We start from the raw sequence: 17178 nt of genomic DNA on the forward strand, positions 1-17178 counted from the left end.
CTTTTAAAAAAAGCTTCGGCGGAAATGGGGACGGAAATATGAAAAAAATCGCAGTATTTGCTTCCGGAAGCGGGACAAATTTTCAATCGATTGTGGACTCGGTACATAGCGGAAAACTGCAGGCGAAGGTGGAGCTGCTTGTTTGTGACAAGCCGGATGCATTCGTCATAGAAAGGGCGAAGGCGGCAGGTGTGGCGACCTTTGTGTTTAACCCAAAAGAATATAAGTCAAAACCGGATTTTGAAAGGGAAATTGCAGAGGAACTTCGGAACCGCGGAGTGGACTTCCTTGTCCTGGCGGGCTACATGAGGCTGATTGGTAATGTCCTGCTGGAACATTTTCCTGGCAGAATTGTGAACATTCACCCTTCGCTGCTGCCTTCTTTTCCCGGGAAGGATGCCATCGGCCAGGCTATCGAAGCCGGTGTGAAAGTGACAGGCGTGACCGTCCACTTCGTTGATGAAGGCATGGATACTGGCCCAATCATCGCTCAGGAAATCGTCCGCATCTCACCGTTCGATAACAGAACAACGCTTCAGCAGAAGATCCAGGATGTCGAGCATACGATTTACCCGGAAACGCTGACGCATCTATTCATGACATCGATGCACAAAGTCCAATGATGATACTGCAACAAAGGGAGGAATACATTATGAAAAAAAGAGCACTGATCAGCGTATCAGATAAAAGCGGAATTGTAGAATTTGCCCGCGAGCTTCAGGAGCTTGGATATGACATCATTTCAACCGGCGGGACCAAGAACATCCTTCTTGATAACGGCATTTTCGTTACCGGAGTTGAAGAAGTGACCGGTTTTCCGGAAATCATGGAAGGCAGAGTGAAGACCCTTCATCCGAAAATCCACGGCGGCCTGCTTGCGAAACGTGATGTTGAAGAACACCGCCGTCAGATGGAAGAGCAGGAAATCTTCCCGATCGACCTCGTTTGTGTTAACCTCTACCCATTTCAGCAAACAATCGCCAAACCGAATGTTACCGAAGAAGATGCGATTGAAAATATCGATATCGGCGGACCGACAATGCTCCGCGCAGCAGCTAAAAACCATAAGTATGTAACGGTTGTCGTCGATTCCCAGGATTACGACATGATCATCAATGAAATCAAGGCAAACGGCGAGGCGCCGGAACTGCTGAGAAAGAAGCTTGCGGCTAAGGTATTCCGCCATACAGCAGCTTATGATGCTTATATATCCCAGTTCATGACAGATCTTGCTGGTGAAGAAAATCCAGAAGCCATGACAGTGACATACGAATTGAAGCAGACATTGAGATACGGCGAGAATCCACACCAGAAAGCCGCTTTCTACAAGCAGCCGCTTGGTTCAGAGTACTCAGTGGCACAGGCAAGGCAGCTCCATGGAAAAGAATTATCTTATAACAACATCAACGACGCGAATGCGGCACTGCAGATCATCAAAGAATTCGATGAGCCTGCATCAGTAGCGGTCAAGCATATGAATCCCTGCGGAGTCGGGACGGGTAAAACCATTGAAGAAGCTTTTGCAAAAGCATACGAAGCGGATTCCACTTCCATCTTTGGCGGAATCGTTGCCTTGAACCGGGTGGTTGATGAAGATACAGCTCAGCGCCTGCATGAAATCTTCCTTGAAATCATCATTGCCCCGTCATTTACTGACAGAGCAATGGAAATCCTGACAGGCAAAAAGAATATCCGCCTGTTGACGGTTCCTTTTGATACAGTGAAAAAAGTGGAAGACAAACTTGTTTCGATCGAAGGCGGTCTCCTTGTCCAGGAAGATGATACGTTCACTCTTGAAGATGCAGACCTGAAGGTAGCGACAAAACGCGAGCCGACTGAAAGCGAGTGGGAAGCCATGAAGCTTGGCTGGAAAGTCGTCAAGCACGTAAAATCCAATGCGATTGTCGTAGCCGATAAAGATATGACGCTCGGTATCGGTGCAGGCCAGATGAACCGCGTCGGCGCTGCCAACATCGCCCTTGAACAAGCGGGAGCCAAAGCAGAAGGAGCCGCCATGGCATCAGATGCCTTCTTCCCAATGGATGACACAGTCGAAGCAGCTGCAAAAGCAGGAATCACAGCCATCATCCAGCCGGGCGGATCCATCCGCGATGAGGATTCAATCAAGAAAGCGGATGAATATGGCATTACAATGGTGATGACGGGAGTGCGTCATTTTAAACATTGATGGATGATTGTTCGTTTGTTGAGGTTTATCGGCGATTATAGGGAGTTTATCAGCGATTTTTAGAATTTATCGGCGATAATAGCCTCTTTATCAGCGATTTTTCAATTTTATCGGCGTTTCTGACGATTTATCAACCAACCGACAAATTTCACCACAACGAAACCTGCTCAATGCCCATTTTTAACGACTTGAAAAATAATCAAAAGGGTGCACTCGCTGCACCTATACATAAAAAAAGGGGTGTCTGAATGAACGTACTTGTTATCGGCAGGGGCGGTAGGGAGCATGCGCTATGCGATGCCTTACAAAATAGTCCAAGTGTCCAAAAGGTGTATTGTGCACCGGGAAATGCCGGGATTGCACAGGCTGCAGAGACAGTCAGCATAGAGGAATCCGATTTTACCGGTTTCATTGAGTTTGCGAAGGGAAACGGCATTGATATGACTGTCGTCGGTCCGGAAGTCCCGCTCTTTGACGGTATCGTCGATGCTTTCCGGCATGAGGGGCTGAGAGTATTTGGGCCAGACAAAAAGGCTGCAGTCATTGAAGGAAGCAAGTCATTCGCGAAAGAACTGATGAAAAAATACAGCATCCCGACCGCTGCTTACGAGACGTTCACCGATTTTGAAAGCGCGAGGGAATATGTTTTACAAACAGGGGCTCCGATTGTCATCAAAGCGGATGGCCTTGCAGCGGGAAAAGGTGTCGTAGTCGCTTTTACGGAAGCTGAAGCGATGGCTGCCCTGGAAGAAATGCTGCTGGGGGCTAAGTTCGGGGAGGCATCTGCGAAGGTGGTCGTAGAAGAATTTTTGGAAGGTGAAGAGTTCTCACTGATGGCATTTGTTGACGGCGAGAATGTTTATCCAATGGAAGCGGCGCAGGACCACAAACGGGCTTTTGATGGTGATCAAGGCCCGAATACAGGCGGGATGGGTGCGTACTCCCCAGTGCCCCATATCAGCGCCGATACTATAAGCGAAGCGGTGCGGACCATCCTGGTTCCGACTGCGCGTGCGATGGCTGCGGAGGGAAGATCCTTCAAAGGCGTGCTTTACGCCGGATTGATTTTGACCTCACAGGGGCCAAAAGTCATTGAGTTCAATGCCCGCTTCGGCGACCCTGAAACACAAGTGATTCTGCCGAGGCTCCGATCCGACCTTGGGGAAGTCCTTTATAATATTTGTGAAGGCAGGGATGTTTCGCTTGAGTGGGATGAACGTGGTGTTGCAGGTGTGGTGCTCGCTGCCGAGGGGTATCCCGAGGCTTATGAAAAAAATATTCCAATTGGCGGGTTAGAGGAACTTCAGGAAGATACGCTTGTTTACCACGCCGGGACTGCAATGGATGCTGAAGGCAGACTGGTTTCAAATGGAGGCCGTGTCCTGCTGGTTGCAGCCAAACAGGAAAGGCTGGAAGAAGCTCTCGAGCAGGTGTACAGTGCCATTGAGACCCTTGATGTCAAAGGCTTGTTCTACCGGAAGGATATCGGGCAGAGGGCTATCGGACGCGCCTCTTCCTCCCTTTCCGAATAAACACGTACAGGATGGCGATAATTCCGCCAATGACGGAAATCAGGACGTAAGACATATCCATAACATATTCCCAAAACATATCAATCACTCCAGTCTATAAAGATTTGGAACAACAGGGTGCCCTCGGCGGGCACCCTGTTGTTTTGAATGCAGATAAATGGAAGTTCCCTATGCTGCTTTAACACGTTAACGCAGCCGGGGACTGTCCCCACTTGCGGTGGTGCGTTAAAGCGACGTCGTCATGAAGGATTATATGGAAGATCCGGCATGTCAGGAAGGTCTTTTCTTTTTTCGTCGCTGTCGATGTCAGTCGTTTTCTTTTCTGAATTGTTATGATTTCCCTTCAGCATGGAGCCGATGTTGAGCATGCTTTTGCCTTCTTTGCCGCCTTCGGAATTTGATTGCTGGTTTTCAAACAAGGCTGTGATCGGACAGAAGCGGAGAATGCCTTCTCCGATTTTCATTCCTCCAAGCATTGCCATCCATAAATAAGAATCCCTCCAAGGCATTTTGACAAGCTTTGCCGTAGCCCATGAAAGAACGGTAAATCCTGCTGTGATCCTGATTAAAGCATTGACGATGCCGATATTTTGCTTAACTTTCATGACATATCCTCCTTACAAAATATTTACATATGTTTTCTGTAAACCTTTAATGCGTTAAAGTCCAAAATATGTTACATTAGGTACTAATAACTTTTACCTATACTCAATCACGATTTAAGTTTCTACATAGAGGAGTGTTCTTAGTTGGCACAGCGATACAGATGGAAAAACAAAGAACTGCGTGAACATATAGATGTCCTTGACGGCAGACTCAGGCCGACGAAGATCTTGAAAAATGCCGTCTACCTGCATTCCGTCTTGAAAAAATGGGTTCAGGCCCATATCTGGATTCATCAGGACCGTATCATTTACTGTGGAGATCAGCTTCCAGAAACCCTGGATGGGTGTGAAGTGACGGACTGCAGCCGCTACTACCTGGTCCCGGGATATATTGAGCCTCATGTTCACCCGTTTCAACTTTATAATCCCCATTCTTTTGCCCATTATGCATCCCAAACCGGAACAACGACATTCATCAATGACAATCTTATGCTGTTTTTATTGATGAATAAAAAGAAAGCGTTTTCTTTGCTGGAAGACCTGAAGCAGCTGCCATTTTCAATGTACTGGTGGGCGAGATTCGATTCCCAGACGGAGATGCAGAGGGAAGAGACGGTATTCTCCCATAATGAAGTGAAATCGTGGCTGAATCATGAAGATGTTGTCCAGGGAGGGGAACTTACCTCCTGGCCGAGACTGCTTGATGGAGATGATATGATCCTTCACCTGATGCAGGAAGCTAAGAGGCTGAATAAAGTAGTGGAGGGCCATCTGCCGGGGGCTTCGGAAAAAACGCTCGCAAAGCTTGCGCTGCTTGGTGTTGACGGCGACCACGAAGCGATGACCGGAAAAGATGTCTATATGAGGCTTATGCAGGGATTGGCCGTGACCTTGAGGAATTCATCGATCAGGCCGGACCTTGATAAACTGCTTGACGAAATCAAGGAATATGACATAGATAACTACGGTGAGATGATGTTGACGACAGATGGTTCGACCCCTGGTTTCTATGAGGGCGGGGTGCTTGATGTTCTCATCGCGAAAGCAATCGACAGCGGCATTCCGGTGATCGATGCCTATCATATGGCAAGCTACAATGTTGCAAGGCATTACCGCATTTCCCATCATCATGGGATGATCGCCGCCGGTAGGGTCGCAAATATCAACTTCCTTGAAAGCAAAGAACATCCTTCCCCTGCAGGCGTCATGGCCAAAGGGGAGTGGGCAAAAAACCTTCAAGGCGTGCAGGCTGAAGTTCCATCACCGGACTGGGGAAGATACGGTCTCGGCCCACTGAAGATGCAGTGGGACTTAACTTATGATGACCTCCAATTTTCCATGCCATTTGGGATTGAAATGGTCAATGAAGTCATAACCAAGCCGTATTCTGTCGGCATCGATGCATCGGAAATAGCCCTGTCTGAAAGCCATGACGAAAGCTTCCTGATGCTTATCGACCGAAACGGCAAGTGGAGGATCAGCACGATGCTGAAGGGTTTTGCAGCCAGGGTGCAAGGCTTCGCGTCTTCGTTTTCCAATACAGGCGATATTATTTTGATCGGTAAAGACAAAAGAGATATGATGCATGCTTTCCAAAGGATGAAGGAGATCGGCGGTGGAATCGCCTTAAGTGAAAACCAGGAAATCCTGCACGAAATTCCATTGACCGTGGGAGGCATCATGTCTGATAAAAAAATGGAAGAACTAATTGAAGAAGAGAAGAAGATGAAAGAACTTCTATTCTCAAGAGGATACTCTTTCAATGATCCTGTCTATACCCTTTTGTTCCTGCAGTCTACGCACCTTCCATATATCAGGGTGACACAGAGGGGAATCTATGATGTTATGAAGAAAACTGTACTCTTTCCCACGATAATGCGTTAAAATGTTAAAGTAAGGATTATAGATTGGCTTAGGGGTGTATTTTTTACATGTGGAAAAAAACTGCAATAGCGGCCATCGCCGTTTTACTGTTGACAGCATGCAGTTCTGATAACGAAACAACCGAGACTAATGATAACACGGCAAAGAATAATACAGAACAAAATGATGCTGCCAATGGACAGAAAGAAGAAGCAGAACAATCATCATTTCAATATCCGCTGACAGGAATCGATGCGGAAAAAGAGTCCATGCAGAGGGCAGTGGCGGTAGTGGTCAATAACCATCCCAAGGCCCGTCCGCAGTCAGGACTTCATAAAGCAGATGTGATTCATGAAGTCCTGGCAGAAGGCGACATTACGCGTCTGGTCGCGATTTTCCAAAGCGAAGAGCCGGAGAAAGTCGGGCCGGTGAGAAGCGCCAGGGATTACTTCATTCAATTGGCACAGGGGTATGACAGCTTCTTTGTCGCACACGGCTACAGCCCGGATGCGAAGGAACTGCTGACAAACGGATCGATCGATAATATCAATGGAATGGAATATGACGGATCGTTGTTCAAACGGGCAGACTTCCGTGTCGCCCCTCATAATTCCTATATTTCATTTGAGAACATCGAAAAAGGGGCAGACCAGGTCGGTGCTGAAATGGATACGCCTCCAGCCTCGTTTGATTTTGTTAAATCGGAAGAGGTATCCGGAGAAGACGCAGCTTCTGTAAAGGTTTCGTACTTTGATAATCCATCATTTTCCCCGGTTTATGAATACGACCAGGAAACAGGGAAGTACAGCCGGATCTCCGATGGAGAGCCCATGGCGGATTATGAAACAGGCGACCTCGTCCAGCTGGACAATGTTTTCATTGTGGAAGCCCCTCATAGAATCATCGATGATTACGGACGCAGAATCATCGACCTTGAGTCAGGCGGAAATGCGTACCTTCTGCAGCGCGGGAAATTGGTGAAGGTCCAGTGGGAAAATAAGGACGGAAGAATCGTCCCTGCCGGGGATGCAGCCTTCGCTCCAGGAAAAACATGGATCAACATCATACCTGATAATCCGGGATTAGACGGATTTGTCACAGTACAATAATAGAATAAAAGGAGAAATGATCATGCAAATCAATAAAATAAAAGGTAAAGAACTGGACCAGCTATTCAATGCAATCCTATCCCTGCAAGATATCGATGAATGCTATCGTTTCTTTGATGATCTAGCGACAATCAACGAAATTCAATCCCTTGCACAGCGTCTGGAAGTTGCGAGGATGCTGGAAGAAGGAAAAACCTATCACAAGATCGAAGCGGAAACAGGTGCCAGCACAGCAACCATTTCCCGCGTGAAACGCTGCCTCAACTACGGAAACGACGCCTATCAAATGGTTCTGGACCGTGTCGACAGCCAAAAGGAAGAAGAATAAGAAACGATAAAGGACTGCCGCAGCGCAACAAAGCCGGGCAGTCCTTTTTTTATTGTAATGCTTTAGCACTTTAAAGCGTCCGGGGACTGTCCCCGGCTGCTTTAAAGTGCTAAAGCGACACACTCCAATTGCCAGAAGAAACCACATCAACCCGTCATGGCTCCCTCGTTAATTGGCTTCAGGAATGATATAATGTTTAAATGGAATTGAAAGAATTGGAGGAAGTATGGATGTACGATGTCAGAGAGTGGCGCCATGTATTTAAGCTTGACCCGGCCAAGGAAATCAGCGATGAAGACCTGGAGAAAATCTGCGAATCGGAAACGGATGCGGTGATGATCGGCGGGACCGATGATGTCACCCTTGAAGGGGTCCTGGACCTGATGGCGAGAGTCAGAAGGTATACGGTGCCGTGCGCCCTTGAGGTCAGCAACATGGAATCTTTGACACCCGGATTTGATTTTTATTTCATCCCGACTGTTTTGAACAGCGATGATCCGATGTGGCTGAAAGGCCTTCATCATCAGGCGGTTAAAGAATACGGGGAAATCATGAACTGGGATGAGATTCTGGTGGAAGGCTACTGTATACTGAACGGTGACTGCAAAGCAGCAAAATTGACAGGGGCCAAAACTGATTTGACGAAAGAAGACGTGTCCGCCTATGCAATGATGGCTGAAAAAATGTTTCATTTGCCGATTTTCTATCTGGAATACAGCGGAACATACGGGGATATTGAATATGTCCAGGAAACAGCCAGAGTGCTTGAGAACACAACATTCTTCTACGGCGGCGGAATTAAAACCCCGGAGCAGGCAAAAGAGATGGCCGGGCACGCAGACGTCATCGTTGTCGGGAATGTCCTCTATGAGGACATAAAAACAGCCTTGAAAACTGTAGAGGCCGTTAAGTCGGTATAAAATATATTGATGATCCTCAGGCAAAATCAAATAGCAGGATGAATAAACAGCCCTTCATATAAAAAACAAAACTTGATATAATAAGAACAAATGTTCGTTATGGTGGTGGAAAATAACATGCAATTTTTAACAGATCGATTATTGAATGGAATGAATCCGCAGCAGGCAGAAGCGGTGAAAGCAACAGAAGGCCCGCTCTTGATCATGGCAGGTGCCGGCTCCGGGAAAACCCGTGTGCTGACGCACCGAATCGCCTACCTGATGGTTGAAAAAGGGGTAAACCCATACAACATCCTGGCGATCACCTTCACTAATAAAGCGGCGCGGGAAATGAAGGACAGGATCGGAAACATCCTTGGAGGGGTGGGAGAAGAAATCTGGATCTCCACCTTTCACTCCATGTGTGTCCGCATCCTGAGGCGCGACATCGACCGGATCGGCTTTAACCGGAACTTCACGATCCTTGATACAACGGACCAGCTCTCCGTCATCAAGTCGATTTTGAAGGATAAAAATATCGACCCGAAGAAATTTGATCCAAGGTCCATCCTCGGTTCGATTTCTTCAGCAAAGAATGAACTGAAGACCCCTGAAGAGTTTTCAAAAGAAGCCGGAAGCTATTATGACAATGTGACTTCCGATGTCTATGAAGAATACCAGAAGCGCCTGCGCAAAAATCAGGCACTTGATTTCGATGACCTGATCATGACGACAATTCATTTGTTTCAGCGTGTTCCGGAAGTGCTCGAGTTTTATCAGAGGAAATTCCAATATATCCACGTTGATGAGTATCAGGATACCAACAGGGCGCAATATATGCTTGTGAAGATGATGGCGTCCCGTTTTCAGAACCTCTGTGTTGTAGGGGATTCCGACCAGTCGATTTACCGCTGGCGCGGAGCGGATATTGCGAATATCCTTTCTTTTGAAAAAGACTACCCCAGAGCAACCGTGATCTTGCTTGAACAGAATTATCGTTCGACGAAGACGATCCTGGATGCGGCCAATGATGTCATCCAGAAGAACATGAACCGCAAGCCGAAGAATCTCTGGACAGAAAATGACCAGGGCGAAAAGATCACCTATTACAGGGGGGACAGCGAGCAGTCCGAAGCCCAGTTCGTTGCCGGCAAAATCAAAGAGATGACGGACAGCGGCAAAAGGAAGTTTTCCGAGTTTGCCATCCTTTACCGTACCAATGCACAGTCACGTGTAATGGAGGAAATCCTGCTGAAATCCAATATTGAGTACAGCATCGTAGGAGGCGTAAAGTTCTACGACCGTAAAGAGATAAAGGATATCCTGGCTTATTTAAGGCTGATCGCAAATCCTGATGATGACATCAGCCTGCGCCGTGTCATCAATGTCCCGAAACGCGGGATCGGTTCGACATCACTTGATAAGGTTGCCAACTATGCGGCTATGAATGATTTATCCATGATGCAGGCCCTGGAGGAAGCGGATTTTATCGGACTCAGCCCGAAGATCACTAAGTCCGTCATTGAATTCAAGGATCTTGTGAAAGGCTATACCCAAATGCAGGAGTATCTTTCTGTAACGGAACTGGTGGAAGAAATCCTTGAAAAATCCGGTTACAGGGAAATGCTGAAAGCTGAAAAGTCCATCGAAGCGCAAAGCCGCCTGGAAAATATCGATGAGTTCTTATCTGTTACGAAGAGCTTTGAAGAAAGCAACGATGATAAATCTTTGGTTGCCTTCCTGACAGACCTTGCTCTTGTGGCGGATATCGATAAACTTGATGATGATGAACAGCCGAAAGATGCAGTCATCCTGATGACGCTTCACGCGGCAAAAGGGCTTGAGTTTCCTGTTGTCTTCCTGATGGGGCTTGAAGAAGGCGTCTTCCCTCACAGCAGGTCGCTTATGGATGAAGAGGAGATGGAAGAAGAGCGCCGTCTTGCCTATGTAGGGATCACAAGGGCGGAAGAGGAACTCTTCATGACCAATGCCCAGATGAGGACCTTATACGGGCAGACGAAAATGAATCCGGTCTCCAGATTCATTGCCGAAATACCTGAAGACCTCATTGATAATTTCGAGCCGGAAAAGAGAAGCCCGTTCTCATCCGGCGGCAAAGCAGCATCAGCAAGGACACAGCAGCCTGCAAGGAGGAAGCCCGTATCCCGTCCTGTTCCGACGACAACCGGCGGTGAAGGGATCTCCTGGCAGGTCGGTGACAGGGCTGCGCATAAAAAGTGGGGAACAGGCACGGTTGTCAGTGTGAAAGGCAGCGGAGACGGAATGGAGCTTGATATCGCCTTTCCAAGTCCTACAGGCATTAAGCGCCTATTGGCGAAGTTTGCTCCTGTCGAAAAAGTATAATTTCCATGTGAGAAAGGGCTGTTATTGTGGATATCAAGAGCGCAGAACAGAAAGTAAGCGACCTTCATAATCTTTTAAATCAATATAGTTATGAATACCATGTACTGGACAAGCCTTCGGTGCCGGATGCCGAATATGACCGGTTGTTGAATGAACTGATTGATATTGAGAATGAATTTCCTGAGTTGAAGACTCCTGACTCCCCGACGCAAAGGGTTGGCGGAAGCATTCTGGAGGCTTTCCAAAAGGTTGAGCACAGGACACCGATGCTCAGTCTCGGAAATGCCTTTAATGAGGATGATCTGAGGGATTTCGACCGCAAGATCAGCCAGGCTGCCGGAGAGGATTATTCCTACGTCTGCGAGTTGAAGATCGACGGGCTTGCCGTTTCCCTCCGCTATGAAGACGGCCTCTTCAGCCAGGGAGCCACAAGGGGAGATGGAACGATTGGTGAAGATATCACAGCCAATCTGAAGACGATCAAATCGATTCCGCTCCGGATTCCTGAGCCGTTAACAATGGAGGTAAGAGGGGAAGCCTTCATGCCGAAGAAATCCTTTGAAGCATTGAACAGCGCCAAGGAAGAACGGGAAGAGGAACCATTCGCGAATCCCCGCAATGCTGCGGCGGGATCATTGCGCCAGCTCGATCCTCGCATTGCTGCTTCACGAAATCTGGACATTTTCCTCTATTCGATCGCTGATACAGGCGGAACGGGTGTCATTTCACACAGTGAAGGCCTGGACCTTTTGGATAGACTGGGCTTCAAGACCAATAAAGAGAGAAAAAGATGCAAGGACATCGAGGAAGTCATTCAATACGTGGAAGGATGGGTCGAGAGGCGTCCTGACCTTCCGTATGACATCGATGGCATCGTCATCAAGGTCGATTCCCTTGAATTGCAGGAGGAGCTTGGTACGACGGCCAAGAGTCCGAGATGGGCGGTCGCTTATAAGTTTCCTGCAGAAGAAGTCGTCACATTGCTGAAGGATATCGAACTTAGTGTCGGAAGAACGGGTGTGGTGACACCAACTGCCATCCTCGAACCAGTAAGGGTTGCCGGTACGACAGTGCAGCGGGCCTCCCTGCATAATGAAGACCTGATCAGGGAAAAGGATATCAAGATCGGTGACTACGTGGTCGTCAAGAAGGCAGGGGACATCATTCCTGAAGTGGTGAATGTCCTTGAAGACCGCCGCACAGGGGACGAGCAGGATTTCCGCATGCCTGAAGATTGCCCTGAATGCGGCAGCGAACTTGTAAGGCTTGAAGAAGAAGTTGCTCTTCGCTGTATCAATCCCAAATGTCCGGCGCAGATCAGGGAAGGGCTGATCCATTTTGTCTCCCGAAATGCGATGAACATTGATGGACTGGGTGAAAAAGTCATCAGCCAGCTGTTCAAAGAGGGTTTGATCGTCGATGTCGCCGATATTTACCGTCTTGAAAAGGAACAGCTTCTGCAGCTGGAGAGAATGGGCGAGAAATCGGTCGATAATCTGCTGAAAGCGATTGAAGCTTCGAAATCCAATTCTCTGGAAAGACTCCTTTTCGGCTTGGGGATCCGCCATGTCGGGGCCAAAGCAGCCAAGACGCTCTCTCAGGAATTCGGAAATATCGATCATTTAAGGGATGCTTCCAAGGAAGCGCTGACCGCCATCAATGAAATCGGCGATAAAATGGCCGACGCTGTTGTTGCCTACTTTGAAAAAGAAGAAGTGGCTGAGCTGATCGAAGAACTGAAATCAGCGGGAGTCAATACGGAATATAAAGGACCGAGACCTGTGAAAGCGGAAGATATTGATTCCTATTTTGCAGGAAAAACGATTGTCCTTACCGGAAAGCTTGAAAAGCTTGGCCGGAACGAAGCAAAACAGAAGATAGAAGAGCTCGGCGGGAAAGTGACCGGTTCTGTCAGTAAGAAGACAGACCTCCTCATTGCCGGTGAGGACGCAGGTTCAAAACTCGCGAAAGCAGAAGAACTTGAAATAGAAGTATGGGACGAAGAGAAGCTGCTTGGAGAACTTAACCGTTAAAGGTGGAGAAAATACATGAGGAAATGGTTGGCGGCAGCCGCTGCTGCGCTTTTGCTCGGCGGCTGTACTCCTGCTTTTGAAATAGAAAAACAGGAACAAGTGGTAGAAGAAGATGAAAATCAGCAATCGGAAAAGGCAATCATTCCGAATTACCAGATTTCTGATGAATATTATAAAACATTGCTGCCATATGAATCGACGGATACAAGAGGCATGGTCGTAAACAACCTGCGTTCCCGTTACGATATAGATGTGTTTGAGTCCGGGCTTGTCCGTGTGGCGAAAAACGTCTATTCAAGTGACAAATACCTATTCAAAGAAGGCCAGATTCTGGATAAAGAAACAATCCAATCCTGGCTGAACAGGAAGTATACCAGCAAACAACTGGAAGAAAAAGGGTTGAAGGAAGAGCAGAATATCGGCCTTAATCCTGTCGAGGAAACTCCCGGTGAAGGAAAGGATACACCCATTTATCTTGCGCATGTGATCGAACATAATTATTTGGAAAAAGTCGAAGACAGCAAGATCCAGTTGTCTGGTGTCGTTGTCGGCCTTGCTTTGAACTCTGTTTCTTATTATCAGGACCAGAATACAGGTGAAACACGCCAGACAAACATCAGTCATGAGGAAGTTCAGCAGCAAGGTGTGCAAATCGCTCAGGAAGTGATCAAAAGGATGAGGCAGAAACCGGAGCTTGACGGCATCCCGATCACCATTGCCCTTTACGAGCAATCGAGCAGGGATGAGGTCACTCCCGGGAATTACTTTGCTTACTCGACAGTCAACGCAGACAGTGCCTCGATTGGTGATTGGAAGGCCGTAAATGAAGAGCATTACTTCTTTCCGTCTGTACAGGCAGAAGATGCGCATCCTAAGGATCTGAAAGTGTTCAATGATTTTAAAGGGAAAATAGAAAGCTACTTTCCAAACTATGTAGGTGTCGTCGGTTATGCTTTCTATAAAGAAGGAAAGATGGAGAGCCTGGAAATCGATATTCCGATTCAATTCAATGGAAAAGCTGAGACCATCGGCTTTACGCAGTACACAGCCGAGCTTGCCGATAAGCTTTTTCCAAAAGCCATGAACGTGGAAATTGAAATCACTTCAGCAGACGGAGCAGAAGCCTTGATTGTCCTTGGCGATAAGGCGGAACCGTTTGTGCATATCTACGAATAATAGTTAACTGACCTGTATCCGGGTCAGTTTTTTTGTTTTTTTAAAACGATCTATGGTTCTTTTCGCAAGCTTTACTGCTGTGGATATAAGGTTCAACTGATATCCCGATAATCCACCAAATACACACCCCGTAAACAGAGAAGAAAACGGCTGCTTTATTTCGAAAAAACTTGAAATCCAGGGGGAAAGCCGGGTCTTCGGGTTTTACGATGGCCGAGCGGTTCCTGTTAATTTTAAAATGCAGGTCAGCGGAGAGCCTGGCCAAAGCGGAAAAAAATGATGCAGAAGGACTTCACTGAAAGTAAATGCATGCATATAGCAGCATGAAATGGGAAAAATAAGCTCGTCACCACCAGCTTCAAAAGAAAATGAATACCAGCCGGCTGATCGTTTTGAAAGAAACATCTAATAAAAACAGCCTATTCATTTTACAAGAATAATTCTTTTGCTGCTTTATCAGCTGATAAGTGTGAAAGTAAGGAGTCCGGTTTAACAATTCGCTGAGTTTGCAATAGCTTTATTTGAACAAATTATGAATTTAATTTTATGAATTTTTCTGAATATATATTATTGTTAAAGCGCTTTCACAAGAGGTTATATGCATTAATTTTGCATAAATAATCAGTTGTACAGTTATATTCAGAATATTCCGCATGAGAGTGTGATTTATTTATGTTACGCTTGTTAATGTTGTAGAGTGCTCCTGGCTCATCGGGCTTATTCGGGTCATCAGCGGGAAGAAACCCCTATGAATAAGTTTACAAATGTAATGCATAGGGTAAAAAAGAGCGTCAGAGTGAAAGCAGCAATAGGCATCTTAGAGTTTTTATAATGAAATTATTCAAAAATCGAAAGGAGAATGTAGACTAAACATGGATACGGCTACTTTAATTACGTTTATAGTTTATTTGGTCGGTATGTTAGCAATTGGTATTATTTCTTACAGATTAACAAGCAATTTATCTGATTACGTTTTAGGAGGACGCAGCCTGGGTCCGGGTGTTGCAGCACTTAGTGCCGGCGCATCCGACATGAGTTCATGGCTGCTATTGGGACTGCCTGGTGCCGCGTATGCAGCTGGTCTTGGCGGGTCTATCTGGCTTGCGGTCGGACTTACGATCGGTGCTTACCTGAACTGGAAATTCGTTGCTTCCAGACTGCGCTCTTATACAGAGGTCGCGAACGATTCCATTACGGTCCCGGATTTCTTTGAAAACCGTTTTAAAGACGGATCCCGTATGCTCAGGGTAATATCTGCACTTGTAATCTTGGTTTTCTTTACTTTCTATACTTCATCAGGTCTTGTTGGTGGAGCGATCCTTTTCCAGGAATCATTTGATATGGGTTATAACACAGCATTGCTTATCGGTGCGATCGTTATCATTTCCTATACATTCCTTGGCGGATTCCTTGCTGTCAGCTGGACCGACTTCATCCAGGGCATCCTGATGTTCCTTGCTTTGATTGTAGCGCCGATTGTGGCAATCACTGAACTTGGAGGATGGGGAAGCACGATGGATAGAGTCGAGGCCGTTGACCCGGTTTATCTTGACGCTTTCGCCGGAACTTCTGCCATCGGAATCATCTCGCTGTTGGCATGGGGCCTTGGCTACTTTGGACAGCCTCATATCATCACGCGTTTCATGGCTCTTAGATCCACGAAGGATGTTCCAAAAGCACGTTGGATTGGTATGACATGGATGATACTTGCTATCATCGGTGCTGTACTTGTCGGGATTTCCGGTATCGCGTACTTTGCCGATGCGCCGTTGATCACAGATGCGGCGGATAATTCGGAAAAAGTGTTCATTTTGTTCACTGATGTGCTGTTCAACCCTTGGGTATCAGGTATTCTGTTGGCGGCAATCCTGTCTGCCATCATGAGTACAATCGACTCCCAGCTTCTTGTTTCATCAAGTGCACTTGCAGAGGATTTCTACAAAGCAATCATCCGCAAGAACGCTTCAGACAAGGAACTTGTATGGGTTGGCCGTCTGGGGGTTGTCCTGATTGCTGTCATTGCCATCCTTCTGGCATTGGGCGGAAATCCTGCCAACGAAAATTCTTCAAGCATCCTGGACCTTGTAAGTTATGCCTGGGCTGGATTCGGAGCTGCTTTCGGACCGGTAATCCTTCTTTCCCTCTTCTGGAAAGGCATGACACGCAATGGTGCCCTTGCAGGTATGATCGTTGGTGCAGTAACAGTGGTTGCCTGGAAGCTGCTTTCCACTCCTGAATTGAATGCAGCAGGAGAAGTTGTACAAGAAGCGGTTATTCCATTTTCCCTGTATGAAATCGTACCAGGTTTCATATTGGCAATCTTGGCGATAGTCATCTTCTCTAAGATCGGGCCGCAGCCAAGCGAACAAATTCAATCTGAATTTAATGAAGCTGCAGCAAATGACGTGAAATAATTGTATTCAAGTTTTCAAAACCGCCAGCCGTATACCGGCCGGCGGTTTTTTTGCGGGTTGTCACTTTAGTGCTTTAAAGCGGCGGGGGACAGTCCCCTACCGCTTTAAAGAACTGAAATGTTTTGGTGTTTTGAGGCGGGGTATAAAATAGGAAACACCAAAGATTAGGAGGTATGCAAAGTGAAAAAGCGAAATTTACTAGCAGCAGTCCCAATGGCAGCCGGCATTTTTCTTGCAGGTTGTTCCGATGATGGGACCTCTGATAACTTTGAAGAAGTAGAAGAGACAGAACAGAATACAGAAGAAGGCACTGACGAAGCTGGACAGGAAGCTGAAGAAGGCGTCGATGAAACGGAAGAAGAGGCAAATGATATAGAACAGGATGCGGAAGAAGCTGGCGAAGATATCGAACAAGGCGCAGAGGATGCAGGACAAGCTGCAGAAGATGCTGCTGAATCTGCAGAGAAAGAATTGGAAGAAGAAGCTGACGAAGCATTGGATGAAGTAGAAAAGGAAATTAATGAACAAGAATAAACTAAGGCTTCAGTGAAAGCGTCTGCCATCCGGCAGGCGCATTTTCAATTTGTACGTATTAAGGGTTACCCTCATGCCGATACTGCTACTGTCAGATGGAAGTTTTCCTGTCAAAAATGAAGAAGGACGGAAT

14 protein-coding genes are annotated in these 17178 nt (G+C 46.9%); 12 read left to right on the top strand and 2 right to left on the bottom strand.

Translation table 11 applies throughout. The features are described 5' to 3' along the window. Positions 1-38 precede the first annotated feature (38 nt). The 3 genes from purN (at position 39) to purD (ending at position 3720) form a co-directional block, all read left to right on the top strand. The gene (purN, locus tag D3H55_RS10165; RefSeq protein ID WP_119546800.1) at positions 39-623 is read left to right on the top strand and encodes a phosphoribosylglycinamide formyltransferase; all 585 of its coding nucleotides are present in this window, start codon (positions 39-41) and stop codon (positions 621-623) included. Between the two features lie 29 nt (positions 624-652). Continuing rightward, a complete protein-coding gene (gene purH, locus D3H55_RS10170; RefSeq protein WP_119546801.1) occupies positions 653-2188 on the top strand; it encodes a bifunctional phosphoribosylaminoimidazolecarboxamide formyltransferase/IMP cyclohydrolase in 1536 nt (511 codons plus the stop codon). Positions 2189-2436: 248 nt separating this feature from the next. Then, the gene (purD, locus tag D3H55_RS10175; protein ID WP_119546802.1) at positions 2437-3720 is read left to right on the top strand and encodes a phosphoribosylamine--glycine ligase; all 1284 of its coding nucleotides are present in this window, start codon (positions 2437-2439) and stop codon (positions 3718-3720) included. Here the strand turns inward: purD and D3H55_RS25375 are convergent. After that, positions 3686-3799 (bottom strand): EYxxD motif small membrane protein, encoded by a 114-nt coding sequence (locus tag D3H55_RS25375; RefSeq protein ID WP_338067930.1) that lies wholly within the window; start codon positions 3797-3799, stop codon positions 3686-3688. The genes purD and D3H55_RS25375 overlap by 35 nt on opposite strands. A gap of 160 nt (positions 3800-3959) precedes the next feature. Then, a complete protein-coding gene (locus D3H55_RS10180; protein WP_119546803.1) occupies positions 3960-4325 on the bottom strand; it encodes a YgaP family membrane protein in 366 nt (121 codons plus the stop codon). A 144-nt stretch (positions 4326-4469) separates the two neighbouring features. Between D3H55_RS10180 and D3H55_RS10185 the strand changes: the two genes are divergently transcribed. The 9 genes from D3H55_RS10185 (at position 4470) to D3H55_RS10225 (ending at position 17045) form a co-directional block, all read left to right on the top strand. Further along, positions 4470-6209 carry an adenine deaminase C-terminal domain-containing protein gene (locus D3H55_RS10185; RefSeq protein WP_119546804.1) on the top strand — a complete coding sequence of 580 codons (1740 nt, stop codon included), beginning with the start codon at positions 4470-4472 and terminating at the stop codon, positions 6207-6209. Positions 6210-6256: 47 nt separating this feature from the next. Beyond that, on the top strand, positions 6257-7297 hold the full coding sequence (locus tag D3H55_RS10190; protein ID WP_119546805.1) for a DUF3048 domain-containing protein: 1041 nt from the start codon (positions 6257-6259) through the stop codon (positions 7295-7297). A gap of 22 nt (positions 7298-7319) precedes the next feature. Next, positions 7320-7625 carry a YerC/YecD family TrpR-related protein gene (locus D3H55_RS10195; protein WP_119546806.1) on the top strand — a complete coding sequence of 102 codons (306 nt, stop codon included), beginning with the start codon at positions 7320-7322 and terminating at the stop codon, positions 7623-7625. A 230-nt stretch (positions 7626-7855) separates the two neighbouring features. Next, the gene (pcrB, locus tag D3H55_RS10200) at positions 7856-8545 is read left to right on the top strand and encodes a heptaprenylglyceryl phosphate synthase (protein ID WP_119546807.1); all 690 of its coding nucleotides are present in this window, start codon (positions 7856-7858) and stop codon (positions 8543-8545) included. Between the two features lie 117 nt (positions 8546-8662). Continuing rightward, positions 8663-10888, top strand: coding sequence for a DNA helicase PcrA (gene pcrA / locus D3H55_RS10205; RefSeq protein WP_119546808.1), 2226 nt, complete (start codon positions 8663-8665; stop codon positions 10886-10888). Positions 10889-10914: 26 nt separating this feature from the next. After that, complete coding sequence (ligA, locus tag D3H55_RS10210) at positions 10915-12921, top strand: NAD-dependent DNA ligase LigA (RefSeq protein WP_119546809.1); 2007 nt, start codon at positions 10915-10917, stop codon at positions 12919-12921. A 15-nt stretch (positions 12922-12936) separates the two neighbouring features. Further along, positions 12937-14097: a CamS family sex pheromone protein gene (locus D3H55_RS10215; RefSeq protein WP_119546810.1), complete on the top strand. Its 1161-nt coding sequence runs from the start codon at positions 12937-12939 to the stop codon at positions 14095-14097. An 872-nt stretch (positions 14098-14969) separates the two neighbouring features. Further along, positions 14970-16511 (top strand): sodium/proline symporter PutP, encoded by a 1542-nt coding sequence (gene putP / locus D3H55_RS10220; protein ID WP_119546811.1) that lies wholly within the window; start codon positions 14970-14972, stop codon positions 16509-16511. Positions 16512-16691: 180 nt separating this feature from the next. Continuing rightward, a complete protein-coding gene (locus D3H55_RS10225; protein WP_119546812.1) occupies positions 16692-17045 on the top strand; it encodes a hypothetical protein in 354 nt (117 codons plus the stop codon). The last annotated feature ends 133 nt before the right edge of the window (positions 17046-17178 follow it).

The sequence above is a fragment of the Bacillus salacetis genome, from assembly GCF_003581585.1.
GTDB lineage: Bacteria > Bacillota > Bacilli > Bacillales > Bacillaceae_B > Rossellomorea > Rossellomorea salacetis.